The sequence below is a fragment of the Allobosea sp. P4_C6 genome (assembly GCF_056402015.1).
In genome coordinates, this window is record NZ_JBFUIF010000003.1 from 32,802 (window position 1) to 53,504 (window position 20,703).

The following is a 20,703-nucleotide window of genomic DNA, read 5'->3' on the forward strand; positions in this document are numbered from 1 at the left end:
CTGTCGGCCGTTGTCAGGGGCAGGCGCGAACCACGCCGCCGGACGCGATATAGGTCCCGGTCTCGGGGTTGTAGCTCCGGAAACGGCGCGAGCAGTAAGCCACCGCATCGACATCCTCGACGCTGTAGCCGTAAGGCGGCGGGGGTGCGGCATAGACCGGCGCCGGATACCCATAAACCGGAGGCGGAGGCGGCGCGGCCAATGCGCCGGCAGCGAGCGCTCCACCGATGACACCCGCCGCGATCCCCGCGCCGACAGCCGGCCCGCGACGATAACCGCCATAGTAGCGCGGCCCGTAATAGCCATAGGGGCGCCACTGCACGGTCTGGACGAGGTTGGCATCGCCCTTCGCCGCGGCAACAGCAGCGGAGGCGGGCGCGAGCGGCGCGGCCGAGGCGGGGGCGGCGAGGGCCGCACAGCCGGCCAGAGCCGCTGCGACGGCGAACATCTTGATCATGACGGAACTCCTATGCTGTCCTGCGCGAGTGGAACGCCGCATGTTCCCCCGATGGGCCCGGATTGTAGCGATTTGTCGACCCTGCGGAAAGACTAGCCTGCAATCTCGGCGCAAAATAGGCGTCACAGCATTGTGGCTCTTGGGTGCGAGAGCTCCATCGAGTGGGTTGCGCGGAGGCGTTTTCCTCGCCATCTAGCGCTTCACCGTACCGAAACCCCCATCACGCATTCGAAGGACCAGGATCCACAATGGCCCAAACCGGCAGCCCGCCCTCCCGACCTGAAACGTTCGGCGCGATGAAGCCGCTGCCGGCGCTCATCTTCAGCTCCCGCTGGCTGCAGCTGCCGCTCTATATCGGCCTCATCGTGGCGCAGTGCGTCTATGTCTTCCTGTTCCTCAAGGAACTCTGGCACCTCGTCACCCACGCCTTCGACTTCAGCGAGCAGCAGATCATGCTGGTCGTCCTCGGGCTGATCGACGTGGTGATGATCTCGAACCTGCTGATCATGGTCATCGTCGGCGGCTACGAAACCTTCGTCTCGCGGCTGCGGCTGGAGGGCCATCCCGACCAGCCGGAATGGCTGAGCCACGTCAACGCCAGCGTGCTCAAGATCAAGCTCGCCATGGCGATCATCGGCATCTCGTCGATCCACCTGCTCAGGACCTTCATCGAGGCCGGCAATATCGGGATCGTCGGCAAGACGGCGAACTACACCGAATCCGGCGTCCTGCTGCAGACGCTGATCCATGTCGTCTTCATCCTGTCCGCCATCGGCATCGCCTGGGTGGATAAGATGACGTCGACACCCGGCAAGGGGCACTAGGAATCGGGTTTCCTGTTCCGTCCTTCTCGGGCGCCGCGCAGCGGTGACCCGAGAATCTCGTGACGAGAAGACACTGGTTTCCGAGATGCTCCGGTCAGGCCCGAGCATGACGCGATTGCGTGGCTCGGCTACTGGCCGCGCCCGGTCCGGGCGGCGAAGCGGATCGCCTCCTCGGCGGAGCGGAACAGGGCCTTGGCCTTGTTGATGCACTCCTCCTGCTCGGAGGCCGGGTTCGAATCATAAACGATTCCGGCGCCGGCCTGGACATGCATGCGCCCGTCCTTGACCACCGCCGTGCGCAGCACGATGCAGGTATCCATCTCGCCATTCGCGCCGAAATAGCCGATGCAGCCGCCATAGGCGCCGCGCGCATCGCGCTCCAGCTCGTCGATGATCTCCATCGCGCGGACCTTCGGCGCGCCCGACACGGTTCCGGCCGGGAAGCCTGCGACCAGCGCCGACAGCGCGTCATGACGCGGGTCGATCTCGCCCTCGACGTTCGAGACGATATGCATCACCTGGCTGTAGCGCTCGATGAAGAACGAGTCGGTCACCTTGACTGTGCCGATCTTCGCGACGCGCCCGACATCGTTGCGGCCGAGATCGAGCAGCATCAGATGCTCGGCGCGCTCCTTGGGATCGGCCAGCAATTCGTCGGCCAGCGCCTCATCCTCGGCCTCGGTCGCGCCGCGGCGGCGCGTGCCGGCAATGGGTCGGATCGTGACCGTGTCGTCGCGCAGCCTGACCAGAATCTCCGGGCTCGAGCAGACGATCTGGAAGTCGCCGAAATCGAGATAGCAGAGGAACGGTGCCGGATTGACCCGCCGGAGCGCCCGATAGAGCGCGAAGGGCGGCAGGGCGAAGGGCGCCTCGAAGCGCTGCGAGAGCACCACCTGGAAGATGTCGCCGGCGCGGATGTACTCCTTCGCCTTCGCCACCATCTCGTGATACTCGGCCTCGCTCGTGTTCGAGGTCGTCGCGGGCTCCGGCAGGTTGGCGATGTCGATGTCGGCTTCGGCGGGCAGGGCGCCTTCCAGCGCCAGGACGACCGCCTCCAGCCGCTCCTGTGCCCGCTCATAGGCGTGGCGCGCGCCGACGCCCGGCATATGCCGCACGGGGGTCACGACATGAATCTCGTCACGGACCGAATCGAACACAACCATCAGCGTCGGCCGGGTCAGGATGGCGTCGGGCACGCCGGTGCCAGTCTCCTTCGGTTCCGGCAGGCGCTCCATCAGCCGGACCATGTCGTAGCCGAGATAGCCGAAGACGCCGGACGCCATCGGCGGTAGCCCTTCGGCTTCCGGGATGGCGCTTTCATCCAGCATCGCGCGCAGGCTCTCGAAGGCCGGGCGAGGGTCGGGCAGGAAGGTTTCGCCGAGCGCGGTCCGGCAGAGCGAGGCCTCGCCACGGTGGCAGCGCCAGATCAGGTCAGGCTCCAGCCCGATCATCGAATAGCGGCCGCGCACGGCGCCGCCCTCGACCGATTCGAGCAGGAAGGCCGGGCCGGACGTGGCGTGACGCAGCTTGAGGAAGGCGGCGACCGGTGTCTCGCAATCGCCGACCAGAACCTGACGCAGAAGCTGCGGTGCGCCCGTCTCGTAGATCTGCGCGAAGCGCTCGAACTCCAGGAAGGGCTGCATCGTCAATTCGTCGCTCCGCCCGTCGCGTTGCGGAAGGCCGCCTCGTTGATGCTGACGCCGAGCTGCGCCTGCCGCCTGGCGACGTATTGCACCAGGATATCCTCGCTGATGCTGGAAGACAGCAGGCGCTCGAAATTGCCGGCTTCCTGCGTCGTGCGGACATAGGGCGGCACGGTCGCCGAATCGACTTTGAACAGGATGCGACCGCCATCCGCGCCCGCAGCGGAGTTGCTCTTGCCGGCGACGGTGCCGAAGACTTGGGCGACGACGCCGGCCGGGAGTTCCGGCCGCTGGTCCTGCCGGCCGATATCGGCCGCGGTCTCGATGGTCAGCCCGGCGGAGGCCGCGACGACATCGAAGCTCTCGCCCTTGTCGAGCCGCTCCGACAACTCGCGGGCCTTGGCGGCAAGCTTGGTCGCGGTCTCGTCGGCGCGCCATTGCTTCTCGACCTCGGCCTTGACCTCGTCGAAGCTGCGCTCCCGCGCCGGGTCGATCTTGGTGACGTCGAACCAGACATAGCCGGTGTCGCGCGGCAGGCGGATCGCCTCGTTGTCGACGCCGATATCCGAGCGGAAGATCGCCTGCAGCGTCGCGTCGGCGCCCGGCAAGGCCTCTTCCTTCGAGCCATCGGGCCTGGTGAGGCCCGCGCTCATCGGACCGGCGGTGCGAAGCGTCAGCTTGAGCTCCTTCGCGATCTCGGCCAGCGGCTTGGCAGCGGCGCGCTGATCCTCGATCTTGTCGTGCAGCTCGGTGATCTGGCCGGCGGCGCGGCTGGTCGCGAGTTCCTGCTTCACCTCGGCCGCGACCTCCTCGAACGGGCGCACATGGGCAGTATCGACCGTCGTCACGCGCAGCAGAACCGTTCCGAAGGCGCTCGCGACCGGCCCGCTGACGTCGCCCTGCTCGAGCGCGAAGGCGGCCTCCCGCACGGCGGGGTCGAAGATCTGGTCGCGGGTGAAGGTGCCCAGCGTCAGGTCGTTGAAGGCGACGTTCCGTTCGGTGGCGATCTCGTCGAAGGTTTCGCCGCCGTCGATCTTGGCCTTGGCGGCCTGGGCTTCCTCCAGGTTCGGGAAAGCGATCTGCTGGACGGTGCGCTTCTCGACGCTGGTGAAGCGTTGCGCCTTCACGGCATCGTAGCGCGCCTTGGCTTCCTCGTCCGTGACCTTGGCCGGATCGGCGATCGTTTCGGCCGAGAGCGAAAGGATGTCGGCCGTGCGGTACTCCGGCGCGCGGAAGGCGATCTTGCGATCGTTGAAGAAGCTCTTGAGCTGGTCCTCGGTCGGCGCCGCGATCTCCCCGGCGGCGCTCGCCGGCAGCCGGGCGAAGGTGATGGCGCGCTTCTCGTTGCGCAGGCGGCTGCCGAGTTCCTGCAGCGCGAGCGGGGCGGTGACACCGCCGACCAGCATCTCCGAGAGCTGCTGGCGCAGGATCGTCGCGCGCTGGAGGGTGACGTAGCTCTGCTCGGTATAGCCGTTCGTGCGCAGGAGGTCGTTGAAGCGCGCGGCGGAGAACTGGCCGGAGGCATCGCGGAAGACCGGGTCGTCGAAGATCAGGTTGCGGATCGTCTCGTCGGAGACGGCAAGCCGCATGCCTTGCGCCGTCTGGTCGAGCGTGGCTTCGCTCATCAGGCGGGACAGCACCTGGCGATCGAGGCCGAGCGCACGCGCCATCTCTGGCGAGATCTGGCGGCGCTGCTGGCGCGTCAGGTTCTGGATCTCGTTCTGATAGGCCGTGCGCATCTGCTCGAGGCCGATCTCGCTCTTGCCGACGCGTGCGACCTCGTTGCGGCCATAGCCGCGGAAGATGTCGCCGACGCCCCAGATCGCGAAGGCGAGGATCAGGACGCCGAACATGACGCTGACGAGGAGCTTGCCGAGAAAACCCTGACTCGCCTTGCGGATGCCCTGCATCATCATGGAAGCTGTCTTTCCCTGTTCCTGTTCGCCGCGCTGGATCGTGGCCGCGCGCGTGTCCGTTTCGGCGCTGCTTATAGGAACCGGCGGCGAAAGCCGCAATCGTCGTGGCGGAATCGTGTCGCGACGTCGCATGCGATTGCGGCACGGGCCGGGCGTTGCTAGAGCGCAGGGAGCTGATTTCGGAGGAACGACGTGACGCGCAGCATCAGGCCGCTGGTAGCCGGAAACTGGAAGATGAACGGCCTCAAGGCCGAGCTCGCCATCGCAGCCGAGGTGGCGAAGGGCTACGACGCCGGGCTGAAGCAGGCCGTCGACCTCGCCATCTGCCCGCCCGCGACCCTGCTGTTCGCCGGCTCGGCCGCACTGATCGGCTCGCGCATCGCCACCGGCGGACAGGATTGCAGTACGCAAGCCTCCGGCGCCTTCACCGGCGAGGTGTCGGCCACGATGCTGGCCGATGCCGGTGCGACCTTCTGCATCGTCGGCCATTCCGAGCGCCGCACGCTGCACGGCGAGACCAGCGCCACCGTCAAGGCCAAGGCCGAGGCCGCGCAGAAGGCGCTGCTGGTGCCGATCGTCTGCGTCGGCGAAACGAAGGACGAGCGCGAGGCCGGCAAGGCGCTGGCCGTGGTCAAGAAGCAGTTGCGCGGTTCGGTTCCCGATGGCGCGACCGCGACGACGCTCGTCGTCGCTTATGAGCCAGTCTGGGCGATCGGCACCGGCCTGACGCCGACCGCGGCCGATGTCGCCGAGATGCATGAGGCGATCCGCGCCGAGCTCGGCCGTCTGCTCGGCAAGGCAGCCGCCGCCGGCGTCAGGCTGCTCTATGGCGGCTCGGTGAAGCCCTCCAACGCCGTCGAGCTGATGAATGTCGCCCATGTCGATGGCGCGCTCGTCGGCGGCGCGAGCCTGAAGGCCGAGGAATTCCTGGCGATCGCGCGGGCCTGCTCCGGCTGAGCGGCAATGTGAATCACACGCCCCGCAGGGGTGGCGCTGTCGGCGCACGCATGTTATGTGCCGCGCCGAATTCGCCTCGATCTTCGAGGAGGAGCGGGTGGCCCTTGCGGCGGCCCGCGCCATGCCCATTTTCGTGAGACCATGCAGAACGTTCTCATCGTCATCCACCTGATCATCGTCGTCGCGCTCGTCGGCGTGGTGCTGTTGCAGCGTTCCGAAGGCGGCGGCCTCGGCATGGGCTCTGGCGGTGGCGGCGGTGTCGGCGGCTTCATGACCGGCCGTGGCCAGGCCAACGCATTGACGCGGGCTACGGCGATTCTCGCCGGTCTCTTCTTCCTGACTTCGGTCGTGCTCGCCGTCATGGCCAACCGCGGCCGCGTCCAGCGTTCGATCATCGACGGCGCGCCGACGACCACCGCACCGGCTACCCCGGGCGCGCCCGCAGCTCCGAGCGCCCCAAATGCCGGCGGCGTCCTCGACCAGCTGCGCCAGATGCAGAACCAGAATCAGGGCGGCGCACAGCCGCCGACGCCGCCAGCGGCGCCGCAGCAATAGGATAGGGCAGGGGCCGGGTGACCGGCCCTTCTCTTTTGTGTGGGCAAAAGGCTTCGAGGCCGGGCAACCGGCCTCCTCTTTTTGTGGACAAGCGTCCAGAGCAGGTCGGGACTGCACTGCTTGCGCTTAGCGAATCGAACCCGTGGCGATAGAGGTGACCTCCCATGACGCGGTATGTTTTCATCACCGGCGGCGTGGTGTCCTCGCTTGGCAAAGGCCTGGCGGCGGCGGCTCTCGCAGCCCTTCTGCAGGCGCGCGGCCACACGGTCCGCCTGCGCAAGCTCGACCCCTACCTCAATGTCGATCCGGGCACGATGAGCCCGTATCAGCACGGTGAGGTCTTCGTCACAGACGACGGCGCCGAGACCGATCTCGACCTCGGCCATTACGAGCGCTTCACCGGCCGGCCCTGCAACAAGGGCGACAACATCACCACCGGCCGCATCTACATGGACATCCTGACCAAGGAGCGCCGGGGCGACTATCTCGGCGCGACGATCCAGGTCGTGCCGCACGTCACCAACGCCATCAAGGAATTCATTCTCACCGGCAACGAGGGCTACGACTTCACGCTGGTCGAGATCGGCGGCACGGTCGGCGACATCGAGAGCCTGCCCTTCCTCGAAGCCATCCGCCAGACCAACCAGCAGCTGCCGCGCGGGCAGTGCATCTTCATCCACCTGACGCTGCTGCCCTATATCCCGACCGCCGGCGAGCTGAAGACCAAGCCGACCCAGCATTCGGTCGCCGAGCTGCGCTCGATCGGCATCCAGCCCGACATCCTGCTCTGCCGCACCGACCGCGAGATTCCCCGCGAGGAACGCCGCAAGCTCGCTCTGTTCTGCAATGTCCGCGAGACCGCCGTGATCGAGGCCCGCGACGTCGCCTCGATCTACGACGTGCCGCTCTCCTACCATGCCGAGGGCCTCGACAACGAAGTGCTCGCCGCCTTCGGCATGGACGCGCAGCCCGAGCCCGACATCGCGAACTGGAGGCGCATCTCCGAGCGCGTGAAGAACCCCGAGGGCGAGGTCACCATCGCCGTCGTCGGCAAGTATACCGGCATGAAAGACGCCTATAAGTCCCTCATCGAGGCGCTGACGCATGGCGGCATCGCCAACAACGTCAAGGTCAATCTCGACTGGATCGAATCGGAGGTCTTCGAGAAGGAGGACCCCGCGCCTTTCCTCGAACATGTCCACGGCATCCTGGTGCCCGGCGGCTTCGGCCATCGCGGCGCCGAGGGCAAGATCAAGGCGGCGACCTTCGCAAGGCAGCGCCAGGTGCCATATTTCGGCATCTGCTTCGGCATGCAGATGGCGGTGATCGAGGCGGCGCGTTCGCTCGCAGGCATCGAGAACGCCAATTCGACCGAGTTCGGCCCGGCCGAGGAGCCCGTCGTCGGCCTGATGACCGAATGGATGCGCGGCAACGAGCTGGAACAGCGCGCTGCAAACGGCAATCTCGGCGGCACGATGCGGCTCGGCGCCTATGCCTCGACGCTCGCAGCCGGCTCGAAGATCGCCGAGATCTACGGCTCCACCGAGATCTCCGAGCGTCATCGCCACCGCTACGAGGTCAATATGGGCTATCGCGAGAAGCTCGAAGCGAAGGGCATGCGCTTCGCGGGGCTCTCGCCGGATGGTCTCCTGCCGGAGACGGTCGAATACCCCGACCATCCCTGGTTCATCGGCGTGCAGTATCACCCCGAGCTGAAGTCGCGCCCCTTCGAGCCGCACCCGCTCTTCGCGAGCTTCATCGAGGCGGCGAAGGCGCAGAGCCGCCTGGTCTGACCTAGCCGCCGAGCGCGACCGCCGCCCAAGGGTGACGGTGCTGCTCGAAGACGACTTTTTGCGGGGCTGGAAACGCGGGATCGGCGAAGGCTCCGACAGCCACCGCCATCAGCTCCGGCCTTCGAGACGGCTCCCACAGGACCGTGCCGCCGCAGGCCGGGCAGAAATGATGCAGGACGCGAGAGCCGCTGTCGGCCGGCCTCTCGTAGTCGACATAAGCGCCTGAAATGACGACGGCCTTCCGTGGAAAAAAGGCCGCGACGCCATAGGTGCTGCCTGTTCGCCTCTGACACTCGCGACAGTGACAAAGCGCGACGATGGCCGGCTCGCCCTCGCATGTGACGCGCAGCTGGCCGCAACTGCGGGCTTCCCTGGTCGTCATTGGCTTGCATCCTCTCTTTAGATGACGGCTGGCACAGCTTTTTTGGATAGCTCCGGTAGCGCGCGACGATCGCGGCCGTATAGTACGGCCTCGGATTGGCGACGGGGCAGGGCGGCATGACGATCTCTATGGCGGGCCTGCCCGCCTTCCTCCTCTATTTCGTCGTCGGCGTAGCACTCATCGCAGCCTTTGCCGCGATCTACCTGCGGCTGACGGCCCATGACGAAATCGCCCTGATCCGCAGCGGCAATCTTTCCGCCGCGGTTGCGCTCGGTGGCAATCTCGTCGGTTTTTCGGTTCCACTCGAAAAGGCGATCGCCCAGGCGAGCAGCATTCCCGACTGCATTCTCTGGGCTGTCGCCGCGATGATCGTCCAGTTTGCCGCCTATGGGCTGGCGCGGCTGCTCATCCCGGAATTGTCGCGCAAGATCGAGCAGGACAAACTGCCGGCCGCGGCGATGCTGGCGGTGATCGCCGTGATCTCGGGAACGCTGGCAGGCGCCAGCATGACAGTGTGAGGCGGCGATGAAACGCTCTTCGCAGATCGGCCTCGCAGCAGCCGGCGTGCTCCTGGTCGCGACGGTCTGGTCGATGACGGGCGAGGAGACGCAGGAGAGCCTCGTCTACAACAACCTGAGCGAATGCCAGGCCGACGGGCAGATCGGCTACCAGCAATGCGAGGCGGCCTTTTCGGAAGCCGCAGCCGCGCGCCTCAAGGACGCTCCGAAGTTCCGCAGCCAGAGCGATTGCGAGGCGCAATACGGCGCCAGCGGCTGCAACACGGCCAGCATCGGCGGGGCGCAGTACTTCATTCCCGCGCTTGCCGGCTTCATGCTGGCGCGTGGGATGGCGGGCAACCAGGCCCAGCCGCTCCTGCCGCCGACGACCGCGGCCTGCCCGCCTGGAGCGGCCCAGCCGGAATGCCAGCAGGCGCGCAGCTCGTCCAGTTCGTCCAGCAGTGGCGGCGGTTCCGGTGGCAGCAGCCGCTCGCGCGCCTACTCGACCACGACCGGCCGCGGCTTCACGGCTGCGGCCGTGGGCGCGCGGGGCGTGGTCTCGACCACGAGCGTATCCTCGCGCGGCGGCTTCGGCTCGTTTGCCCGTTCCTTCTCCTCGCATTCCTCGTCCTGAGATGCGCCGGGTCACGATTGCGCCCCGGCCGGACTGGGTCGAGCAGGTCGAGCGGCTGGGCTTCGCCTTCCACACCATCGACGGCGAGACCTATTGGGACGAAAGTGCCGCTTACGCCTTCACGCTGGAGGAGATCGAGCGCGACATCGAGGCGCCCACGGAAGCGATCGAGCAGCTTTGCTTCGCTTTCGTCGAGAAGGCGCTCGGCAATGAGGAAATCCTGACCCGGCTCGCCATTCCGGCCGAACACTGGGACTATATCCGGGAGAGCTGGCAGCGCGGCGAGCGCAACCTCTACGGCCGTCTCGATCTCGCTTATGACGGGCGCGGGCCGGCCAAGCTCCTAGAATACAATGCCGATACGCCGACCGCGCTGTTCGAATCGAGCGTCGCGCAATGGGACTGGCTCGAGCAGGCGATGGCGCGCGGCACGATCCCGAAGGGAAGCGACCAGTTCAACTCGCTGCATGAGCGCCTGATTACCGCCTTCACAGCCTTGCGCGAGCCCTCGCCCTATCGCCTGCATCTGACCTGCGTGCAGGGCAGCGCCGAGGACAAGGGCACAGTCGATTACCTGACCGATTGCGCGGTGCAGGCCGGGCTCGATGCCCGCTTCACCTTTATCGAGGAGATCGGCCTGCTCTCGGATGGGCGCTTCTGCGACGGTGCCAACCAGCCGATCGAGACGCTGTTCAAGCTCTACCCGTGGGAATGGCTGTTCCGCGAAAGCTACGGCAAGTCGCTGGCAGGCTCGCGCTGCCAGTTCATCGAGCCGCCCTGGAAGGCTGTTCTCTCCAACAAGGGCCTGCTCGCCTGCCTCTGGGAAATGGAGCCGGGCCATCCCAACCTGCTGCCGGCCTTCTTCGAGGGCGATCCGCGTTGCGCGACATTGTCGCCCCGGCGTGTCCGCAAGCCGCTCTATTCCCGCGAGGGCGCCAACGTCACGCTGCTGGAGCGCGACCGGATCGTCGATAGCGACGACGGCCCCTACGGCGCCGAGGGATACGTGCTGCAGGACGCGGCGGCGAACCTGTTCTCGGCCGATGGCAACTATGCCGTGCTGGGCTCATGGCTCGTCGCCTCGCAGGCCTGCGGGCTATGCGTGCGCGAGGATTCCTCGCCGATCACCAGGAACACCTCCCGCTTCGTGCCGCACTATATCGAGTCCTGAGCGCAGCGGGACATGACCGCGCCGTGAAGTGTTGCTAGCCTTGGGTTCCGATACGCCTGTCGAAAGAGCCTGCCATGCCTGCAACAACCTCAACGCCTCGCGGCCTCGACCATCTCGTCATCGGCGTCCGCGATCTCGATGCCGCATGGCGCTTCTACGAGAAGCTCGGCTTCCGCGTCGGCACCCGGAACCGCCACCCCTGGGGCACCGAGAACCGGATCGTGCAGTTTCCCGGCTCCTTCCTCGAACTCGTGACGATCGTCGACGACGCTGCCATTCCGCCGCATGGCGAACGCAGCTTCTCCTTCGGGGCCTTCGTCCGCGAGGCGCTGGCTGGGCAAGGGGAGGGCCTGTCGATGCTGGTGCTGGAAAGCACCGACGCCAAGGCCGATGCAGCCGCTTTTAAGGCCGCCGGCATCGGCGATTTCGAGCCGTTTTTCTTCGAGCGCCAAGGCAAGCGGCCGGACGGCACCACGGTGCGCGTCGCCTTCGAGCTCGCCTTCGCCGCGGATTCGCGGGCGCCGGAATGCGGCTTCTTCGTCTGCCGGCAGATCGAGCCGCAGAACTTCTGGAACCCCGAGTTCCAGCAGCATCCGAACGGCGCCACTGCGCTCGCCTCGGCGGTGATCGTCGCCGAAGACCCGGCGCTGCACCGCGCCTTCCTCACCACTTTCAGCGGCGGCGCCGAGGTGCTGGAGGGCAACGAGGACTATGTTCTCGCCCTGCCGCGCGGGCGCATCGACGTGCTCGATCCGGAGGCGGCGCAGGGTGCCTACCTCGTCGAGCCCGACACGACGCCGGCCCGCTTCCTCGGCTTCTGCGTCTCGGTCCCCGATATCGAGGCGGTGGCGGAACGCCTGACTGAGGCCGAAATCTCGTTCCAGCGCGGCGAGGAGCGGCTCTTCGTCGAACCGGAGCATGCCTTTGGCTGCATGATCGCGTTCGAGCAGGGCTGAGCGCCGCGGTCAGGCTATCGTTTCGGAGCCGCCGCCGTCATTCCGGACGAGCTGCATAGCAGCGCCGACCCGGAATCTATCGCAGGGCTCCGGCACACCACGATGAATCCCGGGGCAAGCCCGGGATGACGGCGTGGTTCCGCGTAAAACCGGCCGGAGTCAGCCCTGCGCCTCGACCGGCGGCAGGGAGGCCAGCAGGCCGATCAGCGCCCGGTCGTGCAGCACGACCATGCGCTCCTTCGGCTTCAACCAGATCGCGGCATCGTCGATCGTCTCGGCATCGACCAGCTTGGCCTGGGCGACGGCACGGTCGGGCTCGATCTCGCCGCGCCGGCGGGATTGGCCATAGGGCAGCATCAGCTCATGGGCATGGCGCAGTTCGGGATCGCCGTGGAGCGCCTTGATCCCGTCCGCGTCGTCATAGCCGGCCTTCTCGAATTCCGCCTGCAATTCGTTGGCGCGCAGCGCGATCGACGGCGGGGCGCCTTCCTCGGGCGTCATCAAGAGCTTGTGGCGCTTGAGCCAGAGGCCGATCGCGAGCTGGCCGGATGCCCAGGACAGCGGGATCGCCAGCACGAGGCCGACGATCGTCGGAGACATCCAGGCGAAGAGCGATGTCGCGATCAGGAAGGCCGACAGGCCCGTCACGAGCCCCAGGACCGTATGGGTCCTGTGCCGGCGCACGATGTCCTTGAAGGGGATCGAGCCGTCGTCGCGCCGCTGCGGATTCCAGCCTGTGTCGCGGCCGAGCAGGATCTGGAAGACGGACCCCGACTGGATCAGCATCATGATCGGCGCGAAGAACGCCGAGAACAGCACCTCGATCAGCGCCGAGACGGTGAGGCGGATCGTGCCGCCGCCGGCGCGCCTGAGCTTGGTGTTGAACAGCGTCAGCAGCAGGCCGAACAACTTCGGCGCCAGCAGGATCGCCATGGTCAGCGCGAACAGGCGCAAGGCGCGTTCGGGGTCGAAGCGCGGCCAGACCGGGAAGAGCGTGAACTCCTGGGTGAAGTACTCGGGGCGGGCGTAGTTGACCTGCAGCACGATCAGAATGCCGACCACCAGCTGCATCAGCCAGAAGGGCGAGGCGAGGTAACCCATGATGCCGGTCGCGAAATGCTGGCGCGTGGCCAGCACGAACCCCTTGGCGCCCATGACGCGTGAATGCTGGAGATTGCCCTGGCACCAGCGCCGGTCCCGCACCGAGACGTCGATCAGCGAGGGCGGGCTTTCCTCGTAGGAACCCGTCAGGTCCGGCAGCATGTAGACAGACCAGCCAGCGCGGCGGATCAGCGCCGCCTCGACGAAGTCGTGGCTCAAAACATGGCCGCCGAAGGGCGGCTTGCCCTTGAGATCGGGCAGGCCGCAATGGTCGGCGAAGGCCTGCGTCCGAATGATGGCGTTGTGGCCCCAGTAGTTGCCGTCGCGGCCGGACCACATGGCGAGGCCGGTCGCGATGACAGGCCCGTAGACCCGCGCCGCGAACTGCTGCAGCCGTGCGAAGAAGGTGTTGCGGTTGATGATCAGCGGCAGCGACTGGATGATGCCGGCGTCGGGATCGGCCTCCATCGCGGCGGCGAGGCGCACGACGCAGGTGCCCGTCATCAGGCTGTCGGCGTCGAGCACGACCATATGCTCGTAATGCCCGCCCCAGCGCGTGACGAAATCGGCGATGTTGCCGGCCTTGCGGTGGTGGTTCTTGGGCCGGTGGCGGTAGTAGACGCGCGAATTGGGGCCAAGCCGCTCGCGCAGTGCCAGGAAGGCGCGCTCCTCTGCAACCCAGATATCCGGGTTGGTGGTGTCGGAGACGATGAAATAGTCGAAATGATCGCCGAGCCCCGTCGCATCGACCGACTCGCGTATGGCCGCGACCGCGGCGAAGGTTCGCGCCGACGATTCGTTGTAGATCGGCATCACCACGACGGTGCGATGCTTCAGGCTTTCCGCCCGCTCCGCGCGGCCGGCGCCGAACAGAACGCCGAAGAAGCCGAGGATGGAGCTGGTGAAGGCGAGTGCGATCCACGAGAAGTTGATCGTGAACAGCACGAGCAAGGCATACTGCAGCGAGGTCGTGCGGCTGACCGACACGACGTTGTACATCTCCCAGGCGCCGAAGGCGGTCAGAGCCAAGCCGCCGCCGAAGACGAAGAGGCGCTTCAGCCAGGGCGTCTTCCAGTTGCCGGGCGCCGCGGGCTTGCGCCGCTCCGACATGTTCCAGCTCTTGAAGGACTGCACCGGCATGATCAGCCGCTCTTCGGGCGGGGTCGCAGGCTCCCGAGCCGGGTTGAAGCTGCGGGCCTCCACCTCTGCAATCTCCTGGCGGGTGGCGGTCACCACGTCCATCGATTCAACCATGTTTCCGAGACGGGCTGGCCGCCGGATTGCAGGACGAGCCTGAGTTCAGAGAGCGTTTCGGTGCCGGGGTCCACCTCGAACCCGACGCGCATCATCTTGCGCTCCGGATAAGGCCAGAGTCGGACGCCCTGCACCGCGCCGGGCTGGGCCGTGACGGTCGCCCGCGTCGAAGCGATCAGCGCCGGGTCGGCAAGCCGGTCGCCGGTGAACTCGACGATGAAGCGGCGGCGCCGGCCTTGCGAGCCCTTGCCCTGGCGGGTGCGCGTCGCGATCGCCAGCGGCGGGCGTTCGGGGGGCTGCCAGCACCAGGCCTGGCGATAGCTGATCGAGGTCTCGCTGCCGGCCGCCAGCGGCTGCTTCGGCCGCCAGTACATGATGATGTTCTTGTTCGGCTCGGAATCGCTGGGGATCTCGATCAGTTGGACCGACCCCGCGCCCCAGTCCCCGAGCGGCTCGTTCCAGACGCTGGGGCGCAGTTCGAAGCGCTGGTCGTCGTCCTGGAAGGCGGCCGGGTCGCGCTCGCGCTGCACCAGGCCGAAACCCTTCGGATTCTCGTCGACGAAGGAAGAAACCTGCAGCGTCGCGGGGTTGTTCACCGGCCGGTAGATCCACTCGCCGCCGCCCGACAGCATCTGGACGCCCGAGACCTCGCCGATAGAGGGCCGGACATCGTCGAAGGTGCGCCGGCTCTGCGGACCGGAGAGGAAGGTCGCGCTCGTGCAGCCGAAACCGACATGCTCCAGCGCCTGGCGCGCGAACAGGGTCATCTCGACATCGATGAAGGTCACGTCGCCGGGCCGCAGCGTCATCCGCACCGCACCGCTGACGCTCTCCGAATCGAGCAGCCCATGGATGACGAGCGAGCCGACGGCAGGACTCGGACGCTCGATCCAGAAGGCCCGGAAGAAGGGCAGTTCCTCGCCGCGGGTCTCGCCGGGGCGCAGAATCAGCGCGCGCGACATCGCACCGAAATTCTGGCCTCGCGCCAGGGCACGGAAGAATGTGGCGCCCTGGAAGATCGCGACCTCGAACGGTCGCTCGAGCCCGGCCGCGATCCGCATCCCGGAGAACTGCAGATCGAGATTGGCCGCCGGCGGGGCGACGCGGCCGTAATCGAACCTGGCGCGGTCGAAGGCGACCCTGCGCACCGTGCCGTCCTCAATCGTGAACAGGCTGACGGGATTGGAGAAGACATAGCCGCGATGCAACGGCTCGACCGTGAAGCCGCGATTCTCTCCGGCCCAGATCGTAGACTCAGGCCGCATGCGAATGCCGGCATACTGATCGGCCGGCAGGCTCGCGTAGTTTTCCGGCAGATCGGTTGCGGCCAGTGGAATCAGAGGGCGCTGCGACAGGGCGCGGGCGGCATCGACGACCAGCGCAGAGTCGAAACGCTGTCCATCGGCGAGGGAGGGAATATTGAAGGCGGCAGCGCCCGTGGGCGCCTGCGCCGCAGCGGGGCCGGCAAGGGACAGCAAGGCTGCGCCGCCGGCGGCACCTTCCAGAAATTGCCTGCGATTCAAGGGTTTCGACATCTTATCCATACTGCACGGGCGACGCCCTTCGCCCTCCGCGCTTCTAGAGCATTTCCAGCTCGGCTGAAAAGCGTTTCCGATCAGGAAAATAGTGGTGATTGAACCCGCCGGAGCCGCTTGCGAAAACGGCTTAGTCCAGTTGATGGGTGACGATCATTCTCGGAAGGCCTCTTTTGATCCGTCTCCACTTTGGCAAAAGCCAAACGGATCGGCTATCCACGGCGCCTGCAACGCCAGCATGCGTAAAAACGACCGTGAAGAGCGGGCAACAGTCCAATCATGCCCTGCAAGGGAAACGACAAAGATGACCGAAATGCAGCCGGCTTGCTCCTGCCTTGCGATCGTTCTGGCCGCCGGCGAGGGCACCCGCATGAAATCGCTGCTGCCGAAGGTGCTTCATCCCGTTGCCGGCCGCTCTCTCCTTGGCCATGTCCTGTCCTCGGTCGCGCGGGCCGGCGCCGACGCAGTTGCAGTCGTGATCTCCTCGGAACGCCCCGAGGTCGGAGAGCAGACGCTCAAGCTCCTGCCGTCGGCACGGATAGCGACGCAGCATGAGCGGCGCGGAACGGCCCATGCGGTGCTTGCGGCAAAGGACGCTTTGAAGGCCGGGCACGCTCATATCCTGGTCGCTTTCGCCGATACCCCGCTCGTCCGGCCGGAAACCTTCGCGGCGCTGCGCGGCGCGCTGGCCGGGGGAGCAGCCGTCGCCGTTCTCGGCTTCGAGGCGCAGGACCCGGCCGGCTATGGCCGGCTCGTCGAGCACGACGGCAAGCTCGAAGCGATCGTCGAGCATAAGGACACGACGCCGGAGCAGCGCCAAATCAAGCTCTGCAATGCCGGCCTGATGGCGCTCGCCGGCGAACATGCGCTGGCGATTCTCGAAGCGATCGGCGACGACAACGCCCAGCGCGAGTTCTATCTGACCGACGCCGTCGCGGTCGCACGATCGCACGGGTTGGAAGCCGTCGTGCTGAAGGCGCCGGAGAGCGAGGTCCAGGGCGTCAACGACCGTGCGCAACTCGCTGGCGCGGAAGCCGAATTCCAGCGGCGCAAGCGGCACGCCGTGATGCTCGAAGGCGCGACGCTGATCGCGCCCGAAACCGTCTTCTTCAGCTTCGACACCGAGATCGGCCGCGACGTGACGATCGAGCCCAACGTCGTCTTCGGCCCGGGCGTTCGCGTTGCCGATGGCGCGGTGATCCACGCCTTTTCACACCTGGAAGGCGCCGAGGTCGGCCCGGCCGCCAGCGTCGGTCCCTATGCACGCCTGCGGCCGGGCACGGTGCTCAGCGAGAAGTCCCGGGTGGGCAATTTCGTCGAGGTGAAGGCCGCCGATATCGGGCCCGGCGCCAAGGTCAACCACCTGACCTATATCGGCGATGCCAGCGTGGGCGCGGCGGCCAATATCGGTGCCGGCACCATCACCTGCAACTACGATGGCTTCGTCAAATCGAAGACGACGATCGGTGCCAATGCCTTCGTCGGATCGAACTCGTCCCTGGTCGCGCCGGTGACGATCGGCGACGGCGCCTATATCGGCTCCGGCTCGGTCATCACCAGCGACGTCGCGCCCGATGCGCTCGCCATCGGCCGTAGCCGGCAGGTCGAGAAGGAGGGCTGGGCCAAGATCTTCCGGAAGGAAGCGGCAGCCCGGAAAGCGGCCAAGAAGGCAGCCGAATAGACCGGAATTGCGGTGGATCGGGCAATCCGCCGTTCACAGTTCGTCATGTAGATTGATTGGGCAGGCGCGCTTTTCGCGGCTATGCGCTTTCGCCAACGGCAATGGCTTGAGAGGTTCGCCCCATGTGCGGCATCGTCGGGATTCTCGGCAAGGAAGCAGTCGCGACGCAGGTCGTCGAGGCGCTGCGGCGGCTGGAATATCGTGGCTACGACTCCGCCGGCGTCGCAACGCTGGAAGCGGGAAGGCTGACCCGCCGCCGGGCCGAGGGCAAGCTCAAGAACCTCGAGATCCGCCTCTCGAACGAGCCGCTCGAGGGCCTCATTGGTATCGGCCACACCCGCTGGGCGACCCATGGCAAGCCCAACGAGACCAATGCCCATCCGCATGCCACCGAGAAGCTCGCGGTCGTCCATAACGGCATCATCGAGAACTTCCGCGAGCTGCGAACCGAGCTGCAGGCCGACGGCTACGTCTTCGCGACTGAAACCGACACCGAGATCGTCGCCCATCTCGTCACCCGAGAGCTCGACCACGGCAAGACGCCGGTCGAAGCCGTGGCGGCGAGTCTGCCGCGCCTGCATGGCGCCTTCGCGCTCGCCTTCCTGTTCCAGGGCGAGGAAGACCTGCTGATCGGCGCTCGCAAGGGCTCGCCCCTGGCGGTCGGCGTCGGCGACGGCGAGATGTATCTCGGCTCGGACGCGCTGGCGCTCGCGCCATTCACCAACCTCATCGCCTATCTGGAGGAGGGTGACTGGGTCGTCCTCAATCGCAGGGGCGCGACTTTCTACGACAAGAGCAATGCGCTCGTCGAACGCCGCGCCCAGCGCGTCGCGACGGGTGCTTTTCTGGTCGAGAAGGGCAATCACCGCCATTTCATGGCCAAGGAGATCTACGAGCAGCCCGAGGTCGTCGGCCATACGCTGACCCAATACCTCGACATGGCGAACGGGACCGTGCGCCTGCCGTTCCAGGACAAGATCGACTGGAAGAAGCTGTCGCGGCTGTCGGTCTCCGCTTGCGGCACGGCCTATTATGCCGGGCTGACCGCGAAGTACTGGTTCGAGAAGCTTGCCCGCCTGCCGGTCGAGATCGATGTCGCCTCCGAGTTCCGCTATCGCGAGGCGCCGCTGCCGGCGGACGGGCTCGCGCTGTTCGTCTCCCAATCGGGCGAAACCGCCGACACGCTCGCTTGCCTGCGCTACGCGAAGCAGGAGAAGCAGACCGTCCTCTCGGTGGTGAACGTGCCGACCTCGACCATCGCCCGCGAGAGCGACGCTGTCGCGCCGACGCTCGCCGGCCCTGAGATCGGCGTCGCCTCGACCAAGGCCTTCACTTGCCAGCTCACCACGCTCGCCTGTCTGGCGCTGGCCGCGGCGCGCGGGCGCGGCACGCTGTCGGCCGCGGATGAAGCGCGCCATGTCGAGAGCCTGATCGCGCTCCCCGGCCTGATCGCCAAGGCGCTCGAGCTGGAGCCGCAGATCGAGCAGCTCTCGCACAAGCTCTCCCGGGCGAAGGACGTGCTTTATCTCGGCCGCGGCACCAGTTACCCGCTGGCGCTGGAAGGGGCACTGAAGCTCAAGGAAATCAGCTACATCCACGCCGAAGGTTATCCGGCGGGCGAGCTGAAGCATGGCCCGATCGCCCTGATCGACGAGGACATGCCGGTCATCGTCGTCGCGCCTTACGATTCGCTCTTCGAGAAGACCGCCTCGAACATGCAGGAGGTCGCGGCGCGCGGCGGCCGCATCATCCTGATCACCGACGCCAAGGGTGCCGCCGAATGCGGCATCGAGCCCGAAGCGACGATCATCATGCCGGATATGGCCCCGACCTTCGCGCCGATCGTCTATGCCCTGCCGATCCAGATGATCGCCTATCAGACGGCGGTTTTCATGGGCAAGGACGTGGACCAGCCGCGCAACCTGGCGAAATCCGTCACCGTCGAGTGAGGTCGGCGGGCTTGCCGTCATTCTCGGGTGGAGCCCTCGGCTCCGATCTTTGATCGGCCCAAGGAGGCAGACCAGCCAGTCTCGGGCAGGAATAGGCTCTGGAACCCCTTCCTCGGAAGATGCTCGGGTCAAGCCCGAGCATGACGCGGGCTGTCAGGCTTCCGGCCGGCTCGCCACATAGGCGCCGGCGCTGATCAGGCAGAGCGCCGTGGTCACCAGCGCGATCGGCGGCGCGCTCGTCCGCGTCAGCAGGCCGAAGCTCAGCACCATCGAGCCGCAGGCAAGGTATTTCGCCCGCCGCGCGATGGCGCCGGTCTCGCGCCAGCGCCGCACATGCGGGCCGAGCCGCGGATGTCCGACGAGCCAGGCCTCGAAGCGCGGCGAGGAGCGCGAGAAGCACCAGGCAGCGAGAATCAGGAACACCGTGCCCGGCATCAGCGGCAGGATGAGGCCGACGATGCCGAGCGCCGTGAAGACCCAGCCCGCCGCGAACATAAGCGGCCGGTGCCAGCGGCGTCGCGCCGGATCGTCCTTATCCACGGCCTCGTCCTTGCTTGCATCTATCGGGGCTGGCGAATGCCGCAGCCTCGCCTATCTTGTCATATCGCGGTGCGAGACTGCGCCCGCAAGCGGGTGGGCAGGCACACCGGTGACGTGGGGAGACGAATGACTGCCGGCCCGCCCGATCCCCGCCTCGTCCTTCCGACGGAAATCCTGCGCCCGACCTGGGGCGCGCGCTTGCGTCGCTACTTCCTGACCGGGCTCGTCATCGCGGCGCCGCTCGCCATCACGGCATCTGTGACCTGGTGGTTCATCAACTTCATCGACGGGCTGGTGAAGCCGCTCATCCCGAATTCCTATCTGCCCGATTCCTATCTGCCTTATCCGATACCCGGCTTCGGCCTCATTATCGCGCTGATCGGGTTGACGCTGCTGGGCTTCCTGACAGCCAACCTCGTCGGCCGGTCGCTGCTCCGCGCCGGCGAGGCGATCCTCGACCGGATGCCGGTGGTGCGCAGCCTCTACAAGGGTGTGAAGCAGGTCTTCGAGACGATCTTCTCGCAATCGGGAACGTCGTTCCGCAAGGTCGGCATGGTGCAGTTCCCGCAGCCGGGCATGTGGTCGATCGTCTTCATCGCGCAGGAAGCGGCGCCCGAGATCGCCGGGCGCCTGCCGGATGGCCAGGAACCGGGCGACCAGCAGATCGGCGTCTTCCTGCCCTGCACGCCGAACCCGACCACAGGCTTCTTCTTCTATCTGCCGCGTCGCGAGGTCGTCGAACTGTCGATCTCGGTCGAGGACGGCGCCAAGCTCATCATGTCGGCCGGGCTGATCCAGCCCGGCGAGCAGAACGGCAAGCCGAAGGCCGGGACCGAGCTGCCGGCCCCTGTCGCCTGA

18 protein-coding genes are annotated in these 20,703 nt (G+C 66.7%); 11 read left to right on the forward strand and 7 right to left on the reverse strand.

From position 1 onward, the window contains the following. Positions 1-13: 13 nt before the first annotated feature. On the reverse strand, positions 14-457 hold the full coding sequence (locus tag AC1DVA_RS03065) for a BA14K family protein (protein ID WP_476804929.1): 444 nt from the start codon (positions 455-457) through the stop codon (positions 14-16). Positions 458-705: 248 nt separating this feature from the next. On the opposite strand from AC1DVA_RS03065, the gene AC1DVA_RS03070 reads away from it, so the two are divergent. Beyond that, complete coding sequence (locus tag AC1DVA_RS03070) at positions 706-1,281, forward strand: TIGR00645 family protein (RefSeq protein WP_476804930.1); 576 nt, start codon at positions 706-708, stop codon at positions 1,279-1,281. A gap of 128 nt (positions 1,282-1,409) precedes the next feature. On the opposite strand, the gene trpE is transcribed toward AC1DVA_RS03070, so the two are convergent. Together trpE and AC1DVA_RS03080 are read right to left on the reverse strand one after the other, a co-directional pair. Continuing rightward, on the reverse strand, positions 1,410-2,924 hold the full coding sequence (gene trpE, locus AC1DVA_RS03075; RefSeq protein WP_476805032.1) for an anthranilate synthase component I: 1,515 nt from the start codon (positions 2,922-2,924) through the stop codon (positions 1,410-1,412). A 2-nt stretch (positions 2,925-2,926) separates the two neighbouring features. After that, positions 2,927-4,840 carry a SurA N-terminal domain-containing protein gene (locus tag AC1DVA_RS03080; RefSeq protein ID WP_265053395.1) on the reverse strand — a complete coding sequence of 638 codons (1,914 nt, stop codon included), beginning with the start codon at positions 4,838-4,840 and terminating at the stop codon, positions 2,927-2,929. A gap of 192 nt (positions 4,841-5,032) precedes the next feature. Here AC1DVA_RS03080 and tpiA point away from each other — a divergent pair, with 192 nt between their 5' ends. The 3 genes from tpiA to AC1DVA_RS03095 all read left to right on the forward strand — a co-directional run bounded on the left by tpiA (position 5,033) and on the right by AC1DVA_RS03095 (position 8,145). Next, positions 5,033-5,797, forward strand: coding sequence for a triose-phosphate isomerase (gene tpiA, locus AC1DVA_RS03085; protein ID WP_476804931.1), 765 nt, complete (start codon positions 5,033-5,035; stop codon positions 5,795-5,797). A 141-nt stretch (positions 5,798-5,938) separates the two neighbouring features. Continuing rightward, positions 5,939-6,352 carry a preprotein translocase subunit SecG gene (secG, locus tag AC1DVA_RS03090; protein ID WP_265053397.1) on the forward strand — a complete coding sequence of 138 codons (414 nt, stop codon included), beginning with the start codon at positions 5,939-5,941 and terminating at the stop codon, positions 6,350-6,352. 164 nt (positions 6,353-6,516) lie between these two features. Further along, positions 6,517-8,145 carry a CTP synthase gene (locus tag AC1DVA_RS03095; protein ID WP_265053398.1) on the forward strand — a complete coding sequence of 543 codons (1,629 nt, stop codon included), beginning with the start codon at positions 6,517-6,519 and terminating at the stop codon, positions 8,143-8,145. Position 8,146: 1 nt separating this feature from the next. Here the strand turns inward: AC1DVA_RS03095 and AC1DVA_RS03100 are convergent, their stop codons facing one another. Beyond that, positions 8,147-8,527 carry a GFA family protein gene (locus tag AC1DVA_RS03100; RefSeq protein ID WP_476804932.1) on the reverse strand — a complete coding sequence of 127 codons (381 nt, stop codon included), beginning with the start codon at positions 8,525-8,527 and terminating at the stop codon, positions 8,147-8,149. Between the two features lie 116 nt (positions 8,528-8,643). On the opposite strand from AC1DVA_RS03100, the gene AC1DVA_RS03105 reads away from it, so the two are divergent. The 4 genes from AC1DVA_RS03105 to AC1DVA_RS03120 all read left to right on the forward strand — a co-directional run bounded on the left by AC1DVA_RS03105 (position 8,644) and on the right by AC1DVA_RS03120 (position 11,785). Further along, positions 8,644-9,045 (forward strand): DUF350 domain-containing protein, encoded by a 402-nt coding sequence (locus tag AC1DVA_RS03105; RefSeq protein ID WP_265053400.1) that lies wholly within the window; start codon positions 8,644-8,646, stop codon positions 9,043-9,045. 7 nt (positions 9,046-9,052) lie between these two features. Further along, complete coding sequence (locus AC1DVA_RS03110; protein ID WP_476804933.1) at positions 9,053-9,658, forward strand: DUF1190 domain-containing protein; 606 nt, start codon at positions 9,053-9,055, stop codon at positions 9,656-9,658. A gap of 1 nt (position 9,659) precedes the next feature. Then, entirely contained in the window at positions 9,660-10,829 is a 1,170-nt protein-coding gene (locus tag AC1DVA_RS03115) for a glutathionylspermidine synthase family protein (protein ID WP_476804934.1), read from the forward strand. Between the two features lie 74 nt (positions 10,830-10,903). Further along, the gene (locus tag AC1DVA_RS03120) at positions 10,904-11,785 is read left to right on the forward strand and encodes a VOC family protein (RefSeq protein WP_265053403.1); all 882 of its coding nucleotides are present in this window, start codon (positions 10,904-10,906) and stop codon (positions 11,783-11,785) included. A gap of 159 nt (positions 11,786-11,944) precedes the next feature. Here the strand turns inward: AC1DVA_RS03120 and mdoH are convergent, their stop codons facing one another. After that, complete coding sequence (gene mdoH / locus AC1DVA_RS03125) at positions 11,945-14,140, reverse strand: glucans biosynthesis glucosyltransferase MdoH (protein WP_476804935.1); 2,196 nt, start codon at positions 14,138-14,140, stop codon at positions 11,945-11,947. After that, the gene (locus AC1DVA_RS03130) at positions 14,116-15,675 is read right to left on the reverse strand and encodes an OpgD/OpgG family glucan biosynthesis protein (RefSeq protein WP_476804936.1); all 1,560 of its coding nucleotides are present in this window, start codon (positions 15,673-15,675) and stop codon (positions 14,116-14,118) included. Before AC1DVA_RS03130 ends, mdoH begins: the two co-directional genes overlap by 25 nt. Before the next feature lie 313 nt (positions 15,676-15,988). Here AC1DVA_RS03130 and glmU point away from each other — a divergent pair, with 313 nt between their 5' ends. Together glmU and glmS are read left to right on the forward strand one after the other, a co-directional pair. Further along, complete coding sequence (gene glmU / locus AC1DVA_RS03135) at positions 15,989-17,356, forward strand: bifunctional UDP-N-acetylglucosamine diphosphorylase/glucosamine-1-phosphate N-acetyltransferase GlmU (RefSeq protein WP_476805033.1); 1,368 nt, start codon at positions 15,989-15,991, stop codon at positions 17,354-17,356. A gap of 122 nt (positions 17,357-17,478) precedes the next feature. Then, entirely contained in the window at positions 17,479-19,305 is a 1,827-nt protein-coding gene (glmS, locus tag AC1DVA_RS03140) for a glutamine--fructose-6-phosphate transaminase (isomerizing) (RefSeq protein WP_476804937.1), read from the forward strand. A gap of 153 nt (positions 19,306-19,458) precedes the next feature. Here glmS and AC1DVA_RS03145 read toward each other — a convergent pair whose 3' ends face one another. Next, complete coding sequence (locus tag AC1DVA_RS03145; protein ID WP_442864975.1) at positions 19,459-19,845, reverse strand: YbaN family protein; 387 nt, start codon at positions 19,843-19,845, stop codon at positions 19,459-19,461. A gap of 126 nt (positions 19,846-19,971) precedes the next feature. Here AC1DVA_RS03145 and AC1DVA_RS03150 point away from each other — a divergent pair, with 126 nt between their 5' ends. Continuing rightward, a complete protein-coding gene (locus AC1DVA_RS03150; protein ID WP_476804938.1) occupies positions 19,972-20,703 on the forward strand; it encodes a DUF502 domain-containing protein in 732 nt (243 codons plus the stop codon).